This is a genomic window from Anoxybacillus sp. FSL W8-1294 (assembly GCF_037965005.1).
Classification (GTDB): Bacteria; Bacillota; Bacilli; order Bacillales; family Anoxybacillaceae; genus Anoxybacillus; species Anoxybacillus flavithermus_G.
On the sequence record NZ_CP150179.1, the window covers coordinates 1,912,692 to 1,934,698 of the forward strand.

Here is a 22,007-nt window from a genome sequence, read left to right on the forward strand (position 1 = left end):
TCATCAAGAAACGGAATTTAGTCAATTGTTCCTGTACGTAAAATGGACACTTGCATATCGACATCTATTTTTGCGTTGTCATATAACTTGTACCATTGTTTATCCGTCAACTGCAATGCGCGCACCGAGTGGTCGTATATTTGCCCAAAGCCGATCGGATCGGTTTTGTATGCTTTTAGTTTATTTAATAGTTGTTCTATTTCTTTTTTCATTTGTTTTTCAATCGCGCGTTCAAGCGTGCGTATATTCGCTTGCGTAATCGGCTTCATTTTTTCGGACATTTCTAAAATTTCCGCTTGCAACTTGACGGTGACGCGAAAATGCGGAACTGGCTCTTGGCTAATAAGTTTGATTTTTCGCTTTGTTTTTATTTCATTAATAACGATATTGACTTTTTTTCCTTCTTTCTTTATTAATAACGGGGCGACATCGTCACGCGATACTGTAATATTTTTCAACCCCGATTTATATTGTGATACTAATATTTTAATATAAAAACTTTCATCAAGCCGTACCGTCCCGACAAATTTATCGCCGCGAAATAGCGCCACTTTTTCAACAATCGGTTTATCATCACGCACCGATAAATAAGGTAAAATCGGGTCTTTTCCGACATCGTAATAACAATGAATAAACTCATGTAACGTTGCAGCTAACAGCGATTCGGTGCGCAAGTTTTTTTCAATTAACCGATATAAATACGTCCCGATGTCTGGTGTATCTTCATACTTTTTACTTTTCACGATTTCCTTTGCATTCGGCTCGCTAACCGCTAAATAAACGAGCGCACCGATATTCGCATCGCGTTGGAGCGTGTCGGTTAGCGTGAAAATGCCATCTTTCTCCGCGAGTTCTTTTCCGTATACGATGACGCGAATTTGCCCTGACCCTAAATCGTGGCTCGTTCGCGCTTCTAAAACTTGACGAAGTCCTTTGCTCGTTTTGTTCGTCGCTTCAATCACTTCGGACATCGAAGAGTGGCTCGTTTGAAACGAAAGCATCACGGATGCCCCTTCGTACAACTTCCCTTTTTTGTCAAACCCAACGGCCGTAACGATTCCTTGCCTTTCTAATATGCGTGGCTGTACACATCCGCTTAATAATAACATACAAACGATGAGCCATTTCATTTCGCGCTCCCCTTTGCCCATTTTTTTATGCGCACAAATACGTACAGTATGAACGGATAAACAAAACTAAGCCAAAATCCGTACCATCCGACTTGATCAATAAATTCGTTAATGGTGGCACGCTGTTGAAATAATATCGCAACGATAAACGAAAGAAAGGCGAACACGAATAACATATATTTTTGCTTTATATGAAAAAGCGCTTTCCCGCCGCGCGTCATCGCCCACATAAACATAAGTAAATTCGGTAAAATGACGAGCAGCCAAAGCGGAATAATGACGTATTCAAACCGTTCAATAAAAGGACATTTGACGACTTTAAACATCGATAACGATGCCCAAATGGTCACATCGAGTTGTTTCGGACTAAAAAAAGCAATCGCAATGACCGTCACAGTAGCTACAAGAAATGTCGTCAATAACACACCAAGTTGCGCATAACGATGAACGCGCTCTTTTTCTTTCACAAACGGATAAATGATATATAACACTTCAAACCCAAGCATTGTGTATGCTGTTTTTAATACGCCGTTTGCCATTTGTTTTGGTGTCGCTTCGAGAATGGGCAATAAGTGAATCCATTCGGCATATTTTAACGGTTGAAAAGCGGCGATAGCAATCCAAATCGTCATAAAAAACGTTAAAAAACTAACGCCCGCCACAAGTCGAAATCCCCCACCATATAGGGCATATACCGTTAAAACAATTAAAATGAGCGCCGCCCCCCAAAGCGGAAAATCAGGGTACATCCACGTGGTTGCCATTTCAACGTAACCAAGCAAAATAGACGTATACGCCATTAAAAAGTAGGCGATAACGAGCGCATTGGCGATCCAACCGAATACGCGCCCATAAACGAACGTATGAAGCGAGAAGATGTTGTCATGTTCTGTTTGTTTTAACGTTTGACAAATGACGAAAACGACAAGATGAATCCATAATCCGCTCAGTAACACAGCAATCCATGCATCTTGGCGCGCCTCGACAAAAATGACGCGCTGCACGCCGACGATGCCAAGCCCGATTTGTGCAGTATGGACGAGAAAAAACACGAGGTAAGCGTTAATCGACAGCCGTTCGTTTGGCGTTTTCATCATTCATCCAAATCCTTTCGATTCATCGCCTCCCGCCATGAAAAACGGCGGGAGTTTTGTGGACGATTCGTCTTCGGACGTTCGCTATAAAACTTTTGTGGCAAACGAATGAGCGCATATTTCATATCGGAGAAACGAAACGGATAAACAGGTGACAAGTACGGGCGCCCAAGCGATGTGAGTTTCAATAAATGAACGAGCAACATGCTGACGCCGATCAATATACCGACAAGTCCCCAAAGCGCTGCGAGTAAAATAATCGGAAAGCGTAAAATACGGATCGTTGCGCCCATTTCGTAGCTTGGAGCCGTAAATGAGCCGAGCGCACTTAACGCAACAATAATAATGAGCACGTTGCTCGTAAATCCTGCATCGACTGCCGCTTGTCCAAGGACGATACCGCCGACGATACTCATCGTTTGACCGACTTTTGTCGGCAAGCGCGCTCCTGCTTCGCGCAACAGTTCAATCATAAACTCAAGAAGCAACGCTTCAATGACGGGAGGAAATGGGACGCGCGAACGCGATTCGCCAATCGTCAAAAGCAAAGCGGAAGGAATGACTTCGTAATGATACGTAATGACAGCAACATAAAGCGGCGATAAGAAAATGGAAGAAAAAATGCCGAACATGCGAATCGCGCGCAATACAATGCTCATCGTCCAACGTAAATAAATATCTTCTGTCGATTCAAAAAAGCTAAAAAACGTCGTCGGACAAATAATGACGGTCGGACTTCGGTCAACGAAAATGCCGATGCGCCCTTTCATTAAATTGTACGCTAGTCGGTCAGGAAGCTCCGTTAATAAATATTGCGGAAAAATCGTATACGCATGATCGTCCAATAGTTGAGCTAATACGGAACTGTCGGTCACTTCGTCAATGCGAAGCTCAGACAGCCGTTGTTTCACCGTTTGAATGTTTTCTTCATCGGCAATATCTTCGATGTACACGACGCGCACTTCAAGCGGGTTGCGCATCCCGATCGTCATTTTTTCCGTCACTAATTTCGCATCGGTCACATTTTGGCGCAAAATGCGAATGTTTGTATCAATCGACTCGGTAAATGATATTTTTGGTCCTAAAACGAGCGATTCCGTTTCTGCCTTTTCAAGCGAACGTTCTACTTTTTCAGCGATGTTAACGGCAAGTCCGTGCGTTTCTCCTTCGATATATATACATGCCCAACCGTCGCGTATGTAAGACGCCATCTCTTTTTCTGTTTCACATACGTGCACCGCACCGATTGGCAAACAGCGAGCGAGCTGTTTTAACGATACGTCTTCTTGGTCATGAATAAATGCCAACACGTTTTGTTGCAAGTGGTCATGATTAATTAAATTGCTTAAAAATAAGACGTCAACCGTTTTTCCTTTGCATTGGATGCGCCGACACATCAAGTCTGGCGAGTGGGCAAGCTGTTTGGCAACCTCATCAACTCGATTTTTTTTCGAAAACCACATCATCTTGCCCCCCTTTTTCTTCCGCTTCGTTTTTTCCTAGTTTGCAATATATCGCAGTTTTTATGCAAAAAAAGAGGAAGCTTTATTTTGCTTCCTCTTGAGGGAGCGGAATAAAAATTTCTCCTTGCCGCTCTTTATTTAATAACATTTGTAAAATCGTTTTCGATAGTTGGCTCGGTTGATATGGCTTTACAAAATAACTATTCGCCCCAAGCGCTATCCCTTTTTCTCGTTCTTCTAACGCAGAAGAAATAATAATTGGAATATCGGAAAGCTGTTCGTTTTGCTTTAACGCTTTCAACACATCCCATCCGGACGCGTTATGCTCCTCTAACATAATATCTAGCACGACCGCATCCGGCTTTTCTTTTTGAATGAGCTCGATCGCTTCTTTTCCCTCTTTCACATGTTTGACGCGAAACCCGCTATCTTTTAATTCCGCTTCTAATAGCGCCGCTAAATTTTCATCATCTTCAATAATCACGACGTGCGCATGCGCTTGTTTGTCGTCGTTGTCGCGCTCATCTTCCTCACCAGGCGCCAAAGCGACGAGCGGAAGAGAGACGGTAAACGTGCTTCCTTTTTTCAGCTCTGATGTGACGCTCACTTCCCCTTCGTGCGCTTTCACAATTTCTTTCACGATCGCAAGCCCAAGTCCTGTTCCACCGATGCGGCGGCGGTCGGAGTTATCGACGCGATAAAATTTTGTAAATATGTTTGGCAACGCTTCTTCTGGAATGCCTAATCCTTCATCTTTTACGTCGATGCATAGGCGATTGTTTTGTTCATATATGCGCACAGTCACGTTGCCGCCATCTGGGGAATATTTGATGGCGTTGCTAATTAAATTCGTAAACACTTGCGCCAATTTATCGCGGTCGCCGAGCACGATCGTTTTGTCCGTCTCTTTTTGAATGTGAAACGTATGAACGGTCGTATTCACTTTTTGTGTATCAACGACATGTTCAATAATGGAGACGATATCTTCGTATTTTTTATCGTACGTTTGCTTTCCTGACTCCATGCGCTGCACATCTAAAAAGTCGTTAATGAGCGCCGTTAACCGTTTTGCTTCTTGATAAATGGTCGTTAAATATTTCTTTTGTCGCTCTGGCTTCAATTCCTTCGTTAACATCAGTTCCGTAAAGCCGAGCACGCTCGACAGCGGCGTGCGCAATTCGTGGCTGACGGTGCTGACAAATTCGGACTTCATTTGATCGACTTCAAACTGTTTCGTAATGTCGCGATGGACAAATACCGTCCCTTGTCGCTCCCCATGACGATATAACGGCTTTGCATATACTTGCATCACTTTCCGCTTTTGTGGCAAATGGTACACAAACGGCTCATGTTCTTCATCGCCGTTAAAAATAATAGCTCGCAAATAGTCACATAACTTTTCTCCTGCATCAGACTGTTCAACTAAGCCGCGCGCCCATTGTTCGTAGCTTGCTCCTTCCAGTTCAGCAATCGTTTCTTTTTGAAGCAAGTCGGCCATTTGTTTATTGACGATGACGCTATTGCCGTCACGGTCAACGAAGTGAATGCCTTCTTGCACCGTATTTAAAATATGTTGTACCGTCTCACGCGCTTGCTCCGTCTGTTCGTATAGCTCTATTTTTTGTAAAGAAATCGATATTTGTCTCGTTAAGCCGACATATTCTTGCACTTCTTCGTCCGAAAACGGCCCGCCAAAGCGGCTGAACACTAAAATAGCTTGCACATCGTCTGTATTCGAAAGAACAGGTAAAAAAATGTCGTGCACGTACATCGTCTCTTCATGATATCCTTTTTCCGACGCTGCAACTTCGCGTTTTAACACGAACGGCTTTTTTTGTTCAAACAATCGTTGATGCAATCCGTTGTATACGTACGTTAAAAATTGTTCAACCCCGTATGGCGACAAACCGAACGACGCATACGTTTTTTCATCGTTCATTAACACGATCATGCCGCGGTCAGCTTCCATGATGCGCGCCATATGAAAAACGATGCTTTGCAATACGTCTTGCCGATCGAGCGAATTCGATAAGCTTTGTATAAAATTGTTATACCGTTTTAATTCTCGTTCGCGCGCCTGCATCGCCTCGAGCGCTTGTTCGAGTTCTGCTTGTTGCACTTCTAGTTCATCTTGTTGAGCAAGCAATTCTTCGTTATGCGCCATTAAACTTTCTTCTTTCTCCTGAATGCTCGCTAACATTTTCCGAAACGCTTGAGCGAGCTTTCCGATTTCATCTTCGCGAGCGGTATGGACGACGTCGTCGTTATGCACTCGTTCATCTTTTGCGATTTTTTCTGCCATGCTAGCGAGAGCACGGAGCGGCGTCCCAATTTTTTTCATCATAATGCGTGCGATCATAATGAGCAAAAATAACATGAAAAAGACGAATACGATAAACGCCGTTTGGGCCGTTTGCTGCTCGTTACTTAACTGTCGAAAAGCGCCATCTAATTGATCATTTAAGCTTTGCTTATACATTTTCATTTGAAATTGAAATTGTTCAATCGACGCGGTGCCCCCGTTTTCTGATAAACTTAATACTTTTTGTATATTGCCGTTTTCAAACGCTTCAATCGCTTCAGGAACGAGACGTTCGAAATAATATTGTGCAAATTGGCGCGCTTTCACAATAAATTTCGTATCTTCTTTCGTCGTTGCTGCGCTTTCTAACAGATCGAGCGCAGTTTGGACGTTTTCTTGTTCACGAAAAAAGCTTAACTTAAACTCTTTTCGGTTGAAGGCTAAATAGCCGCGCACATCGGAAAACGCTTGGTTGAACGCTCGCTCGATTTCTTGCGCATATTTCATTTTCGTTTCGATTTCATTCTTTTTTTGTTCAAACGACGCCACTAACGAGGATTGATACATCGAAAGGGAAGCCGCTCCGACAATAAAGACGACTAAAAATGACGCAACAAGTAAAACAAACTGTCTCGCTAAACTTTGCCGAAAATAGTTACGCATCTTCTCCATGCAAGATCGCCTCAATTCGTTCGACTAATTCAAGCGGGCTGTACGGCTTTGCCATAAAGTAGTCAGCGCCGGCCGCCAGCACGCGCTCTTTGTCCGCTTGTTGACTTTTTGCCGATAACATCATAATCTTTACATGTTTTTTATCGGGCATATTTCGTACTTGTTGAATGACTTCTAAGCCGGTATATATTGGCATCATATAATCAAGCAAAATTAAGTCGTAATCGTTTTGTTTAATCATTTCAAGCGCTTCTTCCCCATCGCAAGCTTCATCAATGTCGTGTCCTTCATCTTCTAACGTATCAACGACAAGCATGCGCAATACTTCTTCATCTTCCGCTAATAAAATTTTTGCCATTATTGTCCCTCTCCTTCAACTTTCTTATATGTTTGTTTTACGATTTCGTATGAACGTTTTAACCGTTCGTGATACGTCGGCGCTTCCCAACGATCCCATGTGTACGTATAAAACCGTTTCGCATCTAACATATTTCCCTCTTTTGTTGGATACGAAAATTCGTTTTCATATACGCCGATGCGAATGCCGTCAATCGTTTTGCTGCTTGTTAGTCCACCTTGCCACATATCTCCCATCACTTCATGCATGCTCGGGTCTTTTACGTTAAGAAGCGCCCAAGGGATGCGAATTTCATATCCGTCTTCTTGTTGGCTGACACTGACGTCCGTCAATGAATTGTATGCTTCGTCATTCGGATTAGCTGTACCAAACGTCATAACGCCTGTTTCGTAAAAGTCGAACGGATACGTTTTTCCTTTAATTGGTAACTTTTTATTGAGCGTAAGGCGAATCGGATGATACATGCCGTTATTTTTTTTGTTCACATACGGGAGGCGATCAATCATTTGCAACATATGTCCATAATGATAATAAAACGAATCGTAATAACTATCAATCCATAATCGCCCTTCCTTTTCCCCACGTAAATGAAGGACGAAATCAATCCCTTCCGTTCGTACGTTCGGCACATCGAGAATAGTCGATTGTCCTTGATTGGGTATCGTATCAAACAATATATAGACGTCTTTGTCCCGCTTAACAGTTGTGTCGTAACGGATGTAAACGTACCGCTCATCGCTCGTCATATAGAGCGCGCGGCCGTGTTGTTTGAACGCAGGACGGATGCGGAGAAACTCCCAATCTTCCTTTCTTCCATCTGCTTTTATCATCGTCGTTTCATTTTCGGTCGGATCAAAGCTGAGCAAGCCGAATTGCTGTTCGTTCGTTTGCGCGTTTGACCAAAACGGCCGACGATCTGGATTGTCGTAGTCCATCGTGTTCCACGTTCGTTTAAACCATTCATCTTGCCATGTGAAAATAAATCCGCCCGCCATCTTCTCGTGGACGATATCTTCAAATAGTTTTTTGTTGATAACACCTTGCTCTTGCTCGGAATGAAACCCTTGATTCATCCCGTATACGTTACGGTGCGTCATGCCGCGCGATGAAGGGACGCCAAATTCCGCGACGACGATCGGCATACGATGCACTCGCTTCATATCGTGCAAATAACCGGCATAGTTGTTTTTCTCACCGCGATGGTCGATATAATTGACGTATTTCGGCTCATAGTTTAAAAAGTCTGGATAATACGGATAAATGTGATATGACGCAAACAAGCCGCTATGCATGGCATTTGTCGTATAGATGACGTTCGGATTGACCGATACGAAATCTTCTTTTTCTAACGGTTCGCTCGGATGTGTTAACAAATCGGTCGTCAACCAGTTTGTAAAGCTGACTGGCCGTTGCCAGCCGTACGTTTTCGTTTCATAAGCAATCGCTTCATCCATCATGCGCGCCAACCAAATTTCAAACGGCGACGCTCCTTTCGTGTACACATATTCCCCCTCGTAATCACGTAAACCGGCATGCTTCATATTCGTCGCATGAACGACGGTCGGCTCCCACTCGACGCCAAAAATCCAACCGAGTACATATCGTGAAATGTCGTGTTTATACACACCGCTCGCATGACCGGGACGAGGTGGAATCGTTGCCCGTCCATGCACAATGTCAATCGTTCGCTTCATTTCAGCGACAAATTCCTCGGTATTTTCTTTCGCAAACGCGTCGTTTGTGCGCAAAAACGTTTCTTCATTCACCCAAACACCGTGAAATAAATATAAAGGCTGTTTTGCGATTTGATTATACTCGTAAAAAGCCTCATAAAACGCTGGCGGATGAATCGTGTACACACGAACGGCGTTGGCATGCATCGCCCCAATTTGTTTAAACCATCGGAAATATTGTTCTTTCGTAATCGCCGTTTCACCCGGGAAATGACCCGGTTTTGCGATGCCCATGTTGACCCCTTTCAACAACATATTTTCCCATTTGTCATTTTTGTAAATTTGTATATATTGCTCTCCGACCCGACCAGCGAGTTGAATGCCGTCGTCTGTTTTGGCGATCGCACGCTCGCTCCATTGCTTGTCATCGTTAGACGCTTGTTTTAAAATCGTTTTCATCATTGGAACATACGCTTTCCAATAAAACGATGCGGTGCTGTTTGGATCGTGGCGCGTCGTCCATTTCCGCCATATGTCGATACCGGCCGTTTGATATATGTTTGGTACATCTGGTTGGTCGGCGTAGTCGCCGCAAAAATAGTACGCATCGTACCGATTGTTGTGATGATAAACGATCGCTGGAAACGTCGTCGGCAAGCCAATCGCTTGTAATTTTTCTTTTCCGCTTTTTGATAACGAAAGCGTATATGTCGCTAACACTTCTTCGTCGTGTAACGGTTTGACGATATCAAACCAATACGAATACGGAGTCGAACCGTTCACGCCGAGCTCTTTTTCCCCTTTTTTTGTCGGAGTAAAAAGCACCCCTTGTTTTCCGATTTCGTTTTTATTTAAAATGACAAGCCGGTCGTATTCATCGACGAGCACGTAGCCGGGTCCAGTAAACGCATATCGTTTATCGTATTGCTTTTCGTAGTTTTCTTTTACCCAAACAGGCACTTCGTCATCTTCTAACTTCGGAAAATAACGGCCGATCCAACCCGTCCATTCAACGTTTAATAACGCATAAAATTTTTCACGAACAGCTCGATCCGTTGGGCTCGCAAACGAGTTAAACTCCGCAATAAGCGTTTTGTTTCCTGCAAACATCGCATCGTGCAAGCGATTCACTTCTTGTTCCGTCAACCCGCCATACACTTTTTTTGAACGTTTCCCTTTCTTTTTTTCCGTAGTGAAATCATTTTCATATACACCGTACGTATCCGCCACATAAATGACATCGTACGATTGTAGCGATGTCGGCCATGGACGTTCCTGTTTCGTTGTCGGCACAAAACCGACGTAATCTGTTTTCACATCGTAGCGCGATCCGTTTTGTTTCACATATTTTTGTTGGTTTAATAACCAAACGAGTCCTCCATGTTCACGATACGTTTGATCGGGAACTGTTTTATTCACAATCAGCACATTCAATGTCGTTGTCGGCTTGATATTCCACAACCAATATGGCGAAGAAATGGCAAGAAAAATACATACGATATATACAATGAGCCATCGTTGTCGTTTCATCATTTCGACACACCTTTTCTTTTCATTTCTCCCCAACCTTTTCTTTTTAAAAGTGCATCGACAATGCCTTCACAGCGCCATAATACTGTCAACGGACGATACCATAACGTCTCTGTAAAAGAGTAAAAAAAGAGGCGCACGACGTCGGATACGTTTGAAATTTTTCGCATTGTCCATTCTTCTAACAATACAGCAGCCATGGAAAAAATCGAGCCGTACAAAACGAAAACGAGGAATAGTAAAATCGCAAATTCAACATATATGTCTCCTAAGATGAGAGAGAGGAGGATGAGGATATAGACAAACAGTTCGACGACAGGTCCAAAAAATTCAATAAGTAAAAAATATGGCATCGAAATGAGCCCGATCGAACCGTAGCGCGGGTTAAACCACATGCGGCGATGAAGCCAAAGGCTTTCAAGTAGCCCGCGATGCCAGCGGCGGCGCTGTTTGCGTAAATCTGTCATCGACTCTGGTGCTTCCGTCCAACAAACCGAATCAGGAACGTACACAATTTTTTTATTCGCGTTCGTTTCTTTCACTAGTCGATGAAGACGGATGACAAGCTCCGTATCTTCCCCGACTGTATGCGCATATCCGCCCGCGCGAATGACCCATTGTTTCGAAAACACGCCAAATGCGCCTGAAACGATAAGCAGTAAATTGTGGCGGCTTAGTCCAATGCGCCCCACTAAAAACGCGCGCAAATATTCAATGACTTGCATGACGACGAGCGGCTGACGGGATAGCCCGATGCGCACGATTTCTCCTTTTTCAATGTCGCAGCCGTTGGCGATACGCACACTTCCGCCTGATGCGATCACTTCTTCATCTGAGTCGATAATCGGCTTCATCACTTTTAAAAAGGCGCGCCGCTCAATGACAGAATCGCCATCAATGGAGCAAACGTACGGATAAGATGAAAAATTAATGCCCGCGTTTAACGCATCCCCCTTCCCACCATTTTCTTTATCGATGACGAATAAATGGGAAAACTTTCGCGAGCGATATACTGCTCGGACACGTGCCGTTGGTAGCTGTTGGCGAATGACGCGCTTCATTTCAACAAGGTCAAAATCTCGCTTCAATCGCTCAAGCGTATCGTCTGTTGATCCGTCGTTAATGACAACAATTTCATACTCCGGATATTCGATGCTTAAAAGGGAGCGCACCGTCGCAAGAATACCAGCTTCTTCGTTGTAAGCGGGCACTAAAATTGAAACGGGTTTCGTATAACTGACATCGAGCATTTCTTCATACGGTTCCCATTCGTCCAATTCGTACATGCGTCGCAATTGAACGAACGAAACAACGAGTAAAAACGTATAAAACAAAATGACCGCCACCATAAAATAAAAGACGAACATCGCTGCCATTTCAATCATGTTCCCGACCCCTTTCTAACCATTCAAGCGCCATATCGCGCGCGTAGCGATCGTCTGATGTTTGAGCGATTTGTTCAAGAATCGAAAGTCCGTTCGGCATGCGCAACAAAGCTTCCGCTGCTTGCGACCGAACGGAAAATACAGCATCTTTCATTAACAAGACAATATGATCGACCATTTCTTGCCGGCGCGTACGTGCGCACAGTCGTAATGCCATTAAACGCTCTTGCCAAACGGAAGATTGGAAATGAACGTGCAATTGTTCAACGTCGAGTGGATATGCCATTTGTGCTAACGCTTTTAATGCACGAACGCGATATTCACTTTGTTCATGTCGGAGCAATGTACATAAAAATGGGGCGTGAGGAAACTTTTGCATAATGCCAATCATGTCAACGATCGCATATTGTATTTTTTCATGCCAATCGAAAAAATGATCGACCATTTTCGCAAACGTATCGTCGTCCATGCGCGATAAAATGAGGCGATAATCAAATTGCGTAAATGATTCATCGTTCGTTTTCATATATTCATATACGTGCGGATGTTGAAAAAGCGCAAACATGTTCAATAGTTGGCGCTTTTCCATCGTCGTTACACGTTTTTGTTCGTACATGTTTTCTAATTCGGGCAAAAGAGAGCGAAGCCTAAAATCTTCAATGTAAAAGAGGGCGTTCATTCGTCTGCCGAGCCGGCGATGATACAATTGCTTACGCAAATAGTCGGCAAAATACGTTTCAGCTAACGATGTCACGCGCGCCTTCACACCGTTGGCGAGCACGCGGATAAAATGGTCGAGCAATTCGATCATCGCGACATATTGCGCAGACGAAGATGGAGCGGGCACTTGTTCATCTCCGTACGCTACATAACGAAGTAATATTGGTTCGTACAATCGTTTGTACGTCTCTACTTCTTTTTTCCAACGCGCGTCTTTTCTTTTTTGCACAATTAAATAAAGGAAGATCGTTAGCAAAATGATCCATAACGTCACGACGATCAAACTAAATAACATAAGTGGATTCGACATCGTTAATTCATCCTTTTTAACATATGACGTATTCTTGCTTCAAGCTCAAGCAATTTAAACGGTTTCGTCATATAGTCATCCGCTCCTAGTTCGAGCGCGCGCGCAATGTCGCTTTCGCTTTTTCGCGCGGTTAACATAATAATTTTGTAGCGCGATGCATCTTTTTTGTTGCGCAATTGTTGGAGCACTTCTAGCCCGTCTAATTTCGGCATGACGCCATCTAAAATGACGAGACACGGCTCTTTTCCTTCATGCCAATCGCATGATATAAATTCCTCTCCATCTTTGAACGTACGCAACTCGAGCGCCACTCGTTCTTTAGCGAACATTTTTTGTACGACATCTGCTACAATGGCACGCACGATCGCATCATCATCGACAATTGCCACTTTCACCGTGCGACGATACGACGTTTCTTGTTGTTTCGCTAAAACGACGCAGTTTCTTCCTGTATTTTTCGCCTCGTACAACGCAGAGTCTGCCAATTCGATCCAATATCCGATCGGTTTAGACGGGTCGTTCACTTCAGCAATGCCTGTCGAAAACGTGCAAAAAAACGTCGTTTCACCGCTTTGAAACGGAATGCGTTCAAATTGTCCGCGCAGACGATCAAACACAAGAAGCGCCTCTGTCGCTTCCGTCGCCGGCAATAACACGACAAATTCTTCCCCGCCGAAACGAATGACAATGTCACGCGCGCGAACGTTCGTTTTTAAAAATTGCGCAAATTGCTTTAAAACGACGTCGCCAATTAAATGGCCGTATTGGTCGTTAACCCGTTTAAAATAGTCAATATCGAGCATCGCCAAACAAAACGGCTCATGCGTGCGATGCCAGTCGCTTTTTAACTGTTCGTACGCTTGTTTTAAATATTTTCGATTATAGACGTGCGTCAATTCATCTAATAAAAGCAGTTCATCAATGAGCTTTTTCCGCTCGAGCTGACGGCGAATGCGCACGATAAATTCGTCGATCGCAAACGGCTTCGGAATAAAATCGTCCGCGCCCATTTCGTAACTTTTCATGCGCGTCTCTTTTCGGTCGTCAATGCTCACCATAATCATCGGCACGAATTGTTGTTTTAGTTTTTCTTTTAAAAACGTTAATACTTCAAAGCCGGTTTTCGTTTGCATATGAATGTCGATGACGACGCAATCCGGGCGGACGTCATAAAAAGAAGCGACCGCTTTGATCGGATCAGCGATGGCGGCGACATACCATCCGATTTGTTCGAGCTGTTCTTTGACGTACATTAAAAACGACGGGTCATCATCAATGAGTAAAACGGTCGGTTCGCCTCCTTCTTTCGCCCCTTGCTCATTTGATGCCACGTCTCCAATTTGATGTTCGTAACAAAGTTGAAAAAGTGGAGCGAGCCGCTCTTTCACTTCTTTTGCCCCCCATTTTTTTTGTTCATCTTCACCCCATTGTTCCATCAGCTTCCGAGCATAGTTGCCGATATCGTTCATGCCGATCATCGCCGCTGTGCCGGCAATGGAATGAAGAAGACGATAGACGTCTTGATGGGCGATTTCTTCAACCGTTTCCCATTCTTCTAACCGTTTGCGAATATTTTTCAAAAAATGTTGTCGATATTTGTCGTAACGATCCATAACAATCCCCTACTGTTTTATAAAATGTATTGATCGATCACTTGAACGAGTTCAGCAATTTCTGGTTTACTCACTTGCGCTGTCGCACCGACACGCTCTCCTTTATGACGAAGGTCATCTGTAATGAGCGAAGAGAAAATGACGACAGGTAAATGTTTTAGTTTGTCATGTTCGCGAATGCGTTTCGTTAAATGATGACCGTCCATTTGCGGCATTTCAATATCGGTAATAACGAGCTGCACTTCGCTTTCAACTGGCTTTCCTTTTTCAACGATCGATTGTAAATAGTGAAGCGCATCTTCCCCATTTTCAAAAAACTCAACGTACACATAGCCCGCTTCAGCAAGCGTATCGTGTAAAAGTTTGCGCAAAAGCGGAGAATCTTCAGCGACGATTAACTTTTTATTCGGGCGGTCGCGTTGACCTAGTTTTTTCACGCGGTCGACGTGAATGCCTGATTGCGGATTAATGTCTACGACAATTTTTTCAAAATCAAGCAATAAAATCATGTTTCCGTTTAATTTCACAACGCCGATAATTTGGCCTTCTAATCCTTGATACATTTGCGACGGTTTTTCGATTTGCTTCCATGATATGCGGTGAATTTGTGTAACGTTATGGACGTGAAACACAACTTTTTGTTGATTAAACTGTGCCACAATATATTTATCTTGCGCTGGGTTATTTGACGGTCCAAAGCCAAGCGCTTTCGCTAAATCGATGAGCGGAAGCACCTCGCCGCGCAATTCGATAATGCCTTCAATGTACGGGTGTGCATGCGGCACTTTCGTCGGTGCGATCGGCTGAATAATTTCTTTTACTTTAATAACGTTAATCGCAAAACGATTGTCACCGACTAAAAATTCGACAATTTCTAGTTCATTCGTTCCACTTTCTAACAAAATTCCATGTTTATTTTCCATGAAACAGCCTCCATTACACCATCATTTATTGCCATTTTACCATATTTCTTATGTGCAACGAACAAAATTTAATATAAGTACTCACTCACTTTTCGATTCGCGACGTTCGTGTCGATCGGGCAAAGGTCGGCATCGCGCCCGTATTGCCATATCCAGACGTTTGCACGGCAGTTCGGGACGTTCGGGCGAAATGTTGGTGCTTTTGCCGCTGAATCAACACCCCACATGCATCATTCCTCTTTTTTTACACTTCCTTCCATAATATATGCGAAAATGTATGTGAATGATACATGTCTAAATAAAATTTTCAACCTATATAAATATTACTTTATTCCTAGGTAAAAATCACTATAATAAAAATATATAGAGATAATGGGGGATTTTCCATGAAAAGAGAGAGGCAAAAAAAGCAAACGAGAATATTGTTGCAACAAACAGCACTTCATCTTTTTCAAAAACAAGGATGTCAACTACCCACCACTTAAAGCCTAACAGCTTTTGAAGTGGGGGCTTGCCAAGCCCTAGTTGACTACCCTCAGCCATTCAATGGCTACGTTGGAGGGGTCATGACACTTACGGATGCTCCTCCAGTCCGTAACCCTGTCGCAGATGGTTAAAAGCTCTGATGGGTAGGAGCGGTGCTGTCTGCCAAACAAGTCCTTCCAACATTGGGGAGGAGGAACTCACTCCTGAAAGGAGGTACACGTCTTGTTCGTGTACATTATCAATAAGCATGGAAAACCACTCATGCCATGCTCACCAAGGAAAGCAAGACTTCTGTTAAAACAGAAGAAAGCAAAAGTAGTAAGAAGGACACCTTTTACCATCCAGCTTCTGTATGGTAGTAGTGGTTACAAACAACCAGTGTCATTGGGTGTTGACATGGGAACACGACATGTAGGAATTTCCGCAACAACAGAGAAAGATGTGCTGTTTGAAGCGGAAGCGCAACTTCGAACAGATATTGTGGATTTACTTGCTATACGGAGACAGTTTCGTAGAAGTCGAAGAAATAGAAAGACTCGCCACCGAGAAGCCAGATTTCTTAACAGAAGAAAACCAGAGGGGTGGTTGCCACCATCTATTCAACACAAAATCAACTCGCATATAAAGTTGATTGATTTAGTACACAATATTCTCCCTGTTACATCTGTCACTATTGAGGTAGCAACATTCGATACACAGAAACTAAAGAACCCAAATATCCAAGGGGTGGAATATCAACAAGGAGAACAAATGGGGTTTTGGAATGTTAGAGAGTATGTTCTATACAGAGACAATCATACTTGTCAATATTGCAAAGGAAAAAAGAAAGACCCTGTTCTCCAAGTGCATCATATTGAAAGTCGAAAGACAGGAGGCGATTCACCAGATAATCTGATTACTCTATGCAAAACATGTCACCATGAAATTCACGAAAAAGGGCTTGAACATATATTACAACGCAAACGACCGCCTATGAGGGATGCTAGTCAGATGACTGCCATACGATGGGCAATGTTTAGTAGGATAAGAGAAAAATACTCGCATGCAAATATCACATATGGGTATATCACCAAGTGTATTCGCATTGCTAATGGACTGCCTAAGTCTCATATGGTGGATGCTCGTTGTATTAGTGGAAATCCACTAGCTAAGCCAAGTGGCACGGTTTATCTTCTAAAATTCGTTCGCAAAAACAACCGTCAATTGCATAAGGCAACCATCTTGAAAGGTGGAAAACGAAAATCAAACAAAGCTCCACGATTTGTCAAAGGGTTTCAACTGTTTGACAAGGTGGTGTACGAAGGGAAAGAATGTTTCATATTTGGCAGAAGAAGCAGCGGTTATTTTGACCTTCGGCTGTTAGATGGCACAAAAGTGCATGCTTCAGCAAGCTGGAAAAAACTAAAAAGAGTTGAGTATGCTAGTACATTACTAATTGAAAGGAGGAAGGGCGATTCCTCCCCGACTTTCGCTCTCGCTTAGAAGTCGGAGTCTCCTCGCCTAAAACTGATGAACAGACGACCGTTTTGCAAATTACGACCGAAGCGGGCGTCGCAAAAGGAACGTTTTTTAATTATTTTCGAACGAAAGAAGAAGTGTTACAAAGCGTATTTTTTTCACATATCGAGCGCATATGTGAAAAAACGATGAACGGCAACAACGATTGGCACAAAAAAATCGATTCCATATTTGATGAGTTAGCGACGATGCACGAACAGCTCGGACGGGAAGTAGCAAAAGCGGTGCTCCACATTCATACCCGAAAAACGAAAGAGGCGGGTTGGCTCGCTCCATTGCACGACGTATTGACGCGCTTATTCGAGGAAGGAAAACGGTGCGGGCATGTGCGGACGAAACAATCCGCTTCGACGCTTGCGCATATCGCGATGCAATTGTACGTCGGTGCGCTACATTTATGGATGTTTTCATATGTGACCGATCCGCTCGCTACGTTTATGACGAATGCGTGGAACATGTTTGTCCATTACATAGAAAAAGAAGGGGACTAATCCCCTCCGTACAATGGCAACGTAAATGACTTTTTGTTTCCATGTCAGTACCATTTTTCTTCGGAATGGGAAAAATAAATTGGCGTTAAAAATAAGCGAAAATAAAATGGTAATATTGACGACGAGTGGTTTAATAACAGCAATAAACATGTGATGCCTCCATGATGGTTGTTCCACGTGCATTGTAACATAAGAAGAAGGACGACTACACTCGTTTTTATTTTCAGAAAAAATAAACATATTGACAGCTTTATGAACATGATAGACGTGGACAAGCGGGACGCGTTACAATGATTGTGAAGAAAAACATGAAAAGAGAAGGTGTCGACATGAAAGGGTTAGCCATTCTTTTTGAAGAAGACCATACGGTGACGATCGTTGAAGATGTGGAGAAAGAACGACTAGAAGAAGTAGTAGATGAGCAAATTGAAGCTGTTCTTTGGCACGATGAAGAAATCGACTGGGATTACGGTTATTAATATATGAAGCTGGCGCTCGTCAGCTTTTATTTTTTTGCTTTTATTTTTCGGAATTTTATTTACAATTTGCAAAAAACTCTTTATAATGTAGAAAAGGGAGGAGATTATTCTTCTCGCTAAGGGGGAATGAAACATGTATGAAAAATACAATGATATGGCGCTCGTATCGCAGCCGTACGATCTCGCCGATTATAAGCAAGCGGCACAATTCATTATCGAACAGGCGTTATTCCGTTACGAAAGAGATCGGCTCATGCGCGACATCGATCAGTCGCTTGAGCAGCGGGATGAAGCGTTGTTTCTTACCCTCTCAGCCCGATACAATGAGCTTCTTCAACGCTATCGTCACTTGGAGGATTTGGCATGATCGACTGTGAAACGACAGAACAGCACATAAGGTGAACGTTTTCAGCAAAACACATTGCGAAACGTTCACCTTTTATTGTTTAATAAAGAAAAAAACGAAGAGGTGAACGATCAAGATGCTTCCGATGAATGAACGTGTACGCCATATTCAACTATCTGGCATTCGGCAATTTTTTAATCTCGTTGCGAACGAGAAAGATATGATTTCATTAACGATCGGTCAGCCCGACTTTCCGACCCCTGATCATATTAAAGAAGCGACGAAGCGCGCGCTCGATGAACACTTTACATCTTACACGCATAACGCCGGATATTTACCGTTACGTGAAGCTGCTTGTCGCTTTGTGGAAACGAAATACGGCTTGCATTATCGTGCCGATGAAGTGATCGTCACCGTCGGGGCAAGTCAAGCGCTTGATATTGCCTTTCGCACCATTTTAACAGAAGGATCAGAAGTCATTCTCCCGGCTCCTGTTTATCCGGGATATGAGCCGATTATTCGTTTATGTGGGTCAACACCTGTACATGTCGATACGAGAAAAACTGGCTTTAAACTGTTAGCCGAGCACATCGAACCGTTCATCAATGAACGGACGCGCTGCATCGTATTGCCGTATCCGTCCAATCCGACAGGAATGACGTTAACGAGCGATGAACTGAAACAAATCGCTCAGCTTGTCAAAGGGAAACCGATTTGGGTCATCTCGGATGAAATTTATAGCGAACTTGTGTTTACAGGCAAACATGAGTCGATTGCGACATCGCTTCCTGACCAAACGATCGTCATTAACGGCGTAAGCAAATCGCATGCGATGACCGGATTTCGCATCGGGTTTTTATTTGCGCGACAATGGATCGTGGAACATATGTTGAAAGTGCATCAATATAACGTGTCATGCGCGACATCCATTGCACAAAAAGCAGCGTTAGAAGCGTTAACGGTCGGAATGAACGATGCGCACGAGATGAAAAAGCAATATGCTGAGCGAATGTCATATGTGTACGAGCGCCTTCGTGACATGGGATTTGACGTCGAAAAGCCGAACGGAGCGTTTTACATGTTCCCGTCGATTGCTAAGTTTCATCATTCGTCATTTGATTTTGCATTACAGCTTGCGAAAGAAGCAAAAGTCGCTGTCGTGCCCGGAAGTGCGTTTTCGACATATGGCGAAGGATATATTCGCCTTTCATATGCTTGTTCGCTCGATACGTTACAAGAAGGGCTCGACCGCATCGAAGCGCATATAAAAAAAGGTGCTCGTTAACAGCACCTTTTTTTACCACTCTTTATACCATTTATATAACGCTTGCGTTCCGCTTTGTTCTTCTCCGCGCTCGGCAAGCGCTTCATACAGTTGTTTCGCAAGTTTTAAACCAGGAAGCGACAGACCGAGCGTTTCTGCTTCAGCAAGCGCGATGCCCATATCTTTAATGAAATGTTTCACGTAAAAGCCGGGGGCAAAGTCGCCAGCAAGCATGCGCGGCGCAAGATGAGACAGCGACCAGCTCGATGCGGCTCCTTGTGAAATGCTTTGCAGTACGCGTTCTGGATCTAATCCTGCTTTTTCAGCATAAACGAGCGCTTCACGAAACTTACGCAAGGAAGCCCCTGCCTTTAGGCACGGGGAGGAATTGCCTTACGCAAGTTCCGCCACCCCCTTTCCATAAGCATATCCGTCAAATCGCTGAATGACTTGGACATATCTATAATTTATTCCTTGTGCGATACGCTTTCCGTCCTTGCCTTTAATATCGAAACTTCCAGTCTTTCTACATGCGACTTCGCCAAACCAAACGCCTTGATATTTCCCTCTTGGGACAACAGCCTTAACCATGTCCCCTGTTTGAAAACCAAAGAAGAATTTTTGTCTTGCAAGATAACCTCTTGGGAAGCCATATCTATCTAGGTTTGTACGAGAGCGACTACCACGCCCTTTTGCCTTGATAAATAACACTTCTTTTGTTTTGAAATATAAGTGATTTGTTGTGCTTTCGCCTACACAACAAGCGTCAAAATAATGTGTTTTCGGCAAGTCTAAACGAATACGATTCATTTTTGTTCGTGCACCTGTTCCACACTCGACATCTAATCCTGTCTGCTTTAACACTTCATACGCTTTCCATCTTGTCGAGTTGATAGCACTTGTATCCTTTAATGTTTCTTTGACTTGCTTTTGAATGTGCGGATACCCGAATTCTTCTGCTGTCTTACTTCCTTTGCGCTGATTACAGTCATGACAGGCAAGACATAGGTTATCCACTCGGTCTGTTCCACCTCTCGATTTTGGAATGATATGCTCCACTTCAAGTGGAACATTTTCTTTTCCGCAATAACAACACTTCCGCCCAAACTTTTCAAGCAAATACTCCCGTACTTCATATCCTTGTAGCGTGCCTTGTTGATACTCTACACCATTGATTTCAGGATTTCGCATGAGTTGCGTGTCGAATTTGGCATTTTCGTATGATATATACCCAATGGGGCATAACTTCTTTAGGCGGTTAACCCATGTTTGGATATTTTGCACGCGACTCTCTAGTGATGACGGCAACCACCCCTCCTTTCGCTTGCGGTTCAGAAAGCGTGGTTTTCTGTATCTTGTTTTTCGATTTCGTCTTGCTCGACGAAAAGCACGCCTTTTATCTATTCTTTCCTTGATGTCTGTGCGATGGTCAAGTTGCCCTAACCATACCACTTCTTGTCCTCGCAAAATCGCTAATCCTGTATGCCTGCTTCCATAGTCGATTTTTAGCCGATATGTTGCTTTAATTTCTGATTCGTCTACTGATTTTTTCAAGATGATGGTAAATGGAAATCGCCTGTAAATCGCCGCCTTCCCTTGTTTCAACAGCTTTCTTGCAACTGCTTCGTGACAAGGAGCAAGCGGACGTTTGTTTGTGTCTAACACAAAAACCATAGGGTTCTCCCCTTTCCTCTGCATAAAGCAGGTCATATTCTCCTCGACCATGTTATAGATGCTTGTTATGTGCAAGACACTAGCGCTACCCACCACGCTTGTTTAACCTTGCACGACAGAGGAACGGGCTGGAGAAGCACCCGAACGTGTCATGACATCTATAACGTAGGCTCTGTTTCAAGCCTTGGTCTGGTCAACATGGGGCTTACAAGCCCATGACTTTAGTCATTGGGTTGTTGACGGCTAGCAAGCATGACGTTTACACCTTGCGAAACAAGTTTTGTCGCAATCGCTTTCCCAAGACCTTGGCTTGATGCAGCAACAATCGCTGTTTTCATTTCATCCGCCTCCCTTCGATATGTACATTCGCTAACGATGACGCGATTCCTCCCTGTTCGTTTTGCTTTTTAAACTAGTTAATTTCATCGTTAATGACCGAAACAAAGCGGCTCCCCCCTTAGCTGTGTCGAACATTGTCGAAAAATTAATAAAGTTGTAGTTTCATTATAAAAGGTTTGTACGGCTATGTCTATGACCGTTTTGTACTGATTTTTTCCATGAAAAAAAGAACCGGAG

Annotated in this window: 18 protein-coding genes and 2 pseudogenes; 5 read left to right on the top strand and 15 right to left on the bottom strand. The window is 43.5% G+C overall.

The features are described 5' to 3' along the window. Positions 1-17: 17 nt before the first annotated feature. The 12 genes from NSQ23_RS10160 to NSQ23_RS10215 form a co-directional block, all read right to left on the bottom strand. Positions 18-1,130 (bottom strand): Ger(x)C family spore germination protein, encoded by a 1,113-nt coding sequence (locus NSQ23_RS10160; RefSeq protein WP_339170608.1) that lies wholly within the window; start codon positions 1,128-1,130, stop codon positions 18-20. Then, entirely contained in the window at positions 1,127-2,227 is a 1,101-nt protein-coding gene (locus tag NSQ23_RS10165) for a GerAB/ArcD/ProY family transporter (protein WP_339170610.1), read from the bottom strand. Before NSQ23_RS10165 ends, NSQ23_RS10160 begins: the two co-directional genes overlap by 4 nt. After that, a complete protein-coding gene (locus tag NSQ23_RS10170; RefSeq protein ID WP_339170613.1) occupies positions 2,224-3,690 on the bottom strand; it encodes a spore germination protein in 1,467 nt (488 codons plus the stop codon). Before NSQ23_RS10170 ends, NSQ23_RS10165 begins: the two co-directional genes overlap by 4 nt. 79 nt (positions 3,691-3,769) lie before the next feature. Next, the gene (locus NSQ23_RS10175; RefSeq protein ID WP_339170615.1) at positions 3,770-6,652 is read right to left on the bottom strand and encodes an ATP-binding protein; all 2,883 of its coding nucleotides are present in this window, start codon (positions 6,650-6,652) and stop codon (positions 3,770-3,772) included. After that, the gene (locus tag NSQ23_RS10180) at positions 6,645-7,019 is read right to left on the bottom strand and encodes a response regulator (protein ID WP_064220874.1); all 375 of its coding nucleotides are present in this window, start codon (positions 7,017-7,019) and stop codon (positions 6,645-6,647) included. The genes NSQ23_RS10175 and NSQ23_RS10180 overlap by 8 nt, the downstream gene beginning before the upstream one ends. Further along, positions 7,019-10,225: a hypothetical protein gene (locus NSQ23_RS10185; protein WP_192954308.1), complete on the bottom strand. Its 3,207-nt coding sequence runs from the start codon at positions 10,223-10,225 to the stop codon at positions 7,019-7,021. Before NSQ23_RS10185 ends, NSQ23_RS10180 begins: the two co-directional genes overlap by 1 nt. Next, positions 10,222-11,607 carry a glycosyltransferase gene (locus NSQ23_RS10190; RefSeq protein ID WP_064220872.1) on the bottom strand — a complete coding sequence of 462 codons (1,386 nt, stop codon included), beginning with the start codon at positions 11,605-11,607 and terminating at the stop codon, positions 10,222-10,224. The genes NSQ23_RS10185 and NSQ23_RS10190 overlap by 4 nt, the downstream gene beginning before the upstream one ends. Continuing rightward, a complete protein-coding gene (locus NSQ23_RS10195) occupies positions 11,600-12,637 on the bottom strand; it encodes a HEAT repeat domain-containing protein (protein WP_339170619.1) in 1,038 nt (345 codons plus the stop codon). The genes NSQ23_RS10190 and NSQ23_RS10195 overlap by 8 nt, the downstream gene beginning before the upstream one ends. Before the next feature lie 2 nt (positions 12,638-12,639). Beyond that, on the bottom strand, positions 12,640-14,250 hold the full coding sequence (locus NSQ23_RS10200) for a diguanylate cyclase (RefSeq protein ID WP_339170620.1): 1,611 nt from the start codon (positions 14,248-14,250) through the stop codon (positions 12,640-12,642). A gap of 17 nt (positions 14,251-14,267) precedes the next feature. Next, a complete protein-coding gene (locus tag NSQ23_RS10205) occupies positions 14,268-15,173 on the bottom strand; it encodes a chemotaxis protein (RefSeq protein WP_339170622.1) in 906 nt (301 codons plus the stop codon). A gap of 68 nt (positions 15,174-15,241) precedes the next feature. Beyond that, on the bottom strand, positions 15,242-15,400 hold the full coding sequence (locus tag NSQ23_RS10210) for a hypothetical protein (protein ID WP_155116432.1): 159 nt from the start codon (positions 15,398-15,400) through the stop codon (positions 15,242-15,244). Between the two features lie 121 nt (positions 15,401-15,521). Beyond that, a complete protein-coding gene (locus tag NSQ23_RS10215) occupies positions 15,522-15,716 on the bottom strand; it encodes a hypothetical protein (RefSeq protein ID WP_339170623.1) in 195 nt (64 codons plus the stop codon). A 171-nt stretch (positions 15,717-15,887) separates the two neighbouring features. On the opposite strand from NSQ23_RS10215, the gene iscB (NSQ23_RS10220) reads away from it, so the two are divergent. The 5 genes from iscB (NSQ23_RS10220) (at position 15,888) to NSQ23_RS10240 (ending at position 19,778) form a co-directional block, all read left to right on the top strand. Beyond that, a complete protein-coding gene (gene iscB / locus NSQ23_RS10220) occupies positions 15,888-17,141 on the top strand; it encodes an RNA-guided endonuclease IscB (protein WP_339174381.1) in 1,254 nt (417 codons plus the stop codon). A gap of 44 nt (positions 17,142-17,185) precedes the next feature. After that, positions 17,186-17,668 (top strand): TetR/AcrR family transcriptional regulator, encoded by a 483-nt coding sequence (locus NSQ23_RS10225; protein WP_339170625.1) that lies wholly within the window; start codon positions 17,186-17,188, stop codon positions 17,666-17,668. 290 nt (positions 17,669-17,958) lie between these two features. Beyond that, positions 17,959-18,147 (top strand): hypothetical protein, encoded by a 189-nt coding sequence (locus NSQ23_RS10230; protein WP_339170626.1) that lies wholly within the window; start codon positions 17,959-17,961, stop codon positions 18,145-18,147. Positions 18,148-18,280: 133 nt separating this feature from the next. Further along, entirely contained in the window at positions 18,281-18,514 is a 234-nt protein-coding gene (locus NSQ23_RS10235) for an IDEAL domain-containing protein (protein WP_339170628.1), read from the top strand. Between the two features lie 109 nt (positions 18,515-18,623). Continuing rightward, complete coding sequence (locus NSQ23_RS10240) at positions 18,624-19,778, top strand: aminotransferase A (protein ID WP_339174382.1); 1,155 nt, start codon at positions 18,624-18,626, stop codon at positions 19,776-19,778. Between the two features lie 12 nt (positions 19,779-19,790). Here NSQ23_RS10240 and NSQ23_RS10245 read toward each other — a convergent pair. The 3 genes and pseudogenes from NSQ23_RS10245 to NSQ23_RS10255 form a co-directional block, all read right to left on the bottom strand. After that, positions 19,791-20,099 (bottom strand): annotated as a pseudogene (locus NSQ23_RS10245) (NAD-binding protein); the annotation flags it as partial. 51 nt (positions 20,100-20,150) lie between these two features. Further along, a complete protein-coding gene (gene iscB / locus NSQ23_RS10250) occupies positions 20,151-21,431 on the bottom strand; it encodes an RNA-guided endonuclease IscB (RefSeq protein ID WP_096226206.1) in 1,281 nt (426 codons plus the stop codon). A 233-nt stretch (positions 21,432-21,664) separates the two neighbouring features. Beyond that, positions 21,665-21,769 (bottom strand): annotated as a pseudogene (locus tag NSQ23_RS10255) (3-oxoacyl-ACP reductase); the annotation flags it as partial. Positions 21,770-22,007: the final 238 nt, after the last annotated feature.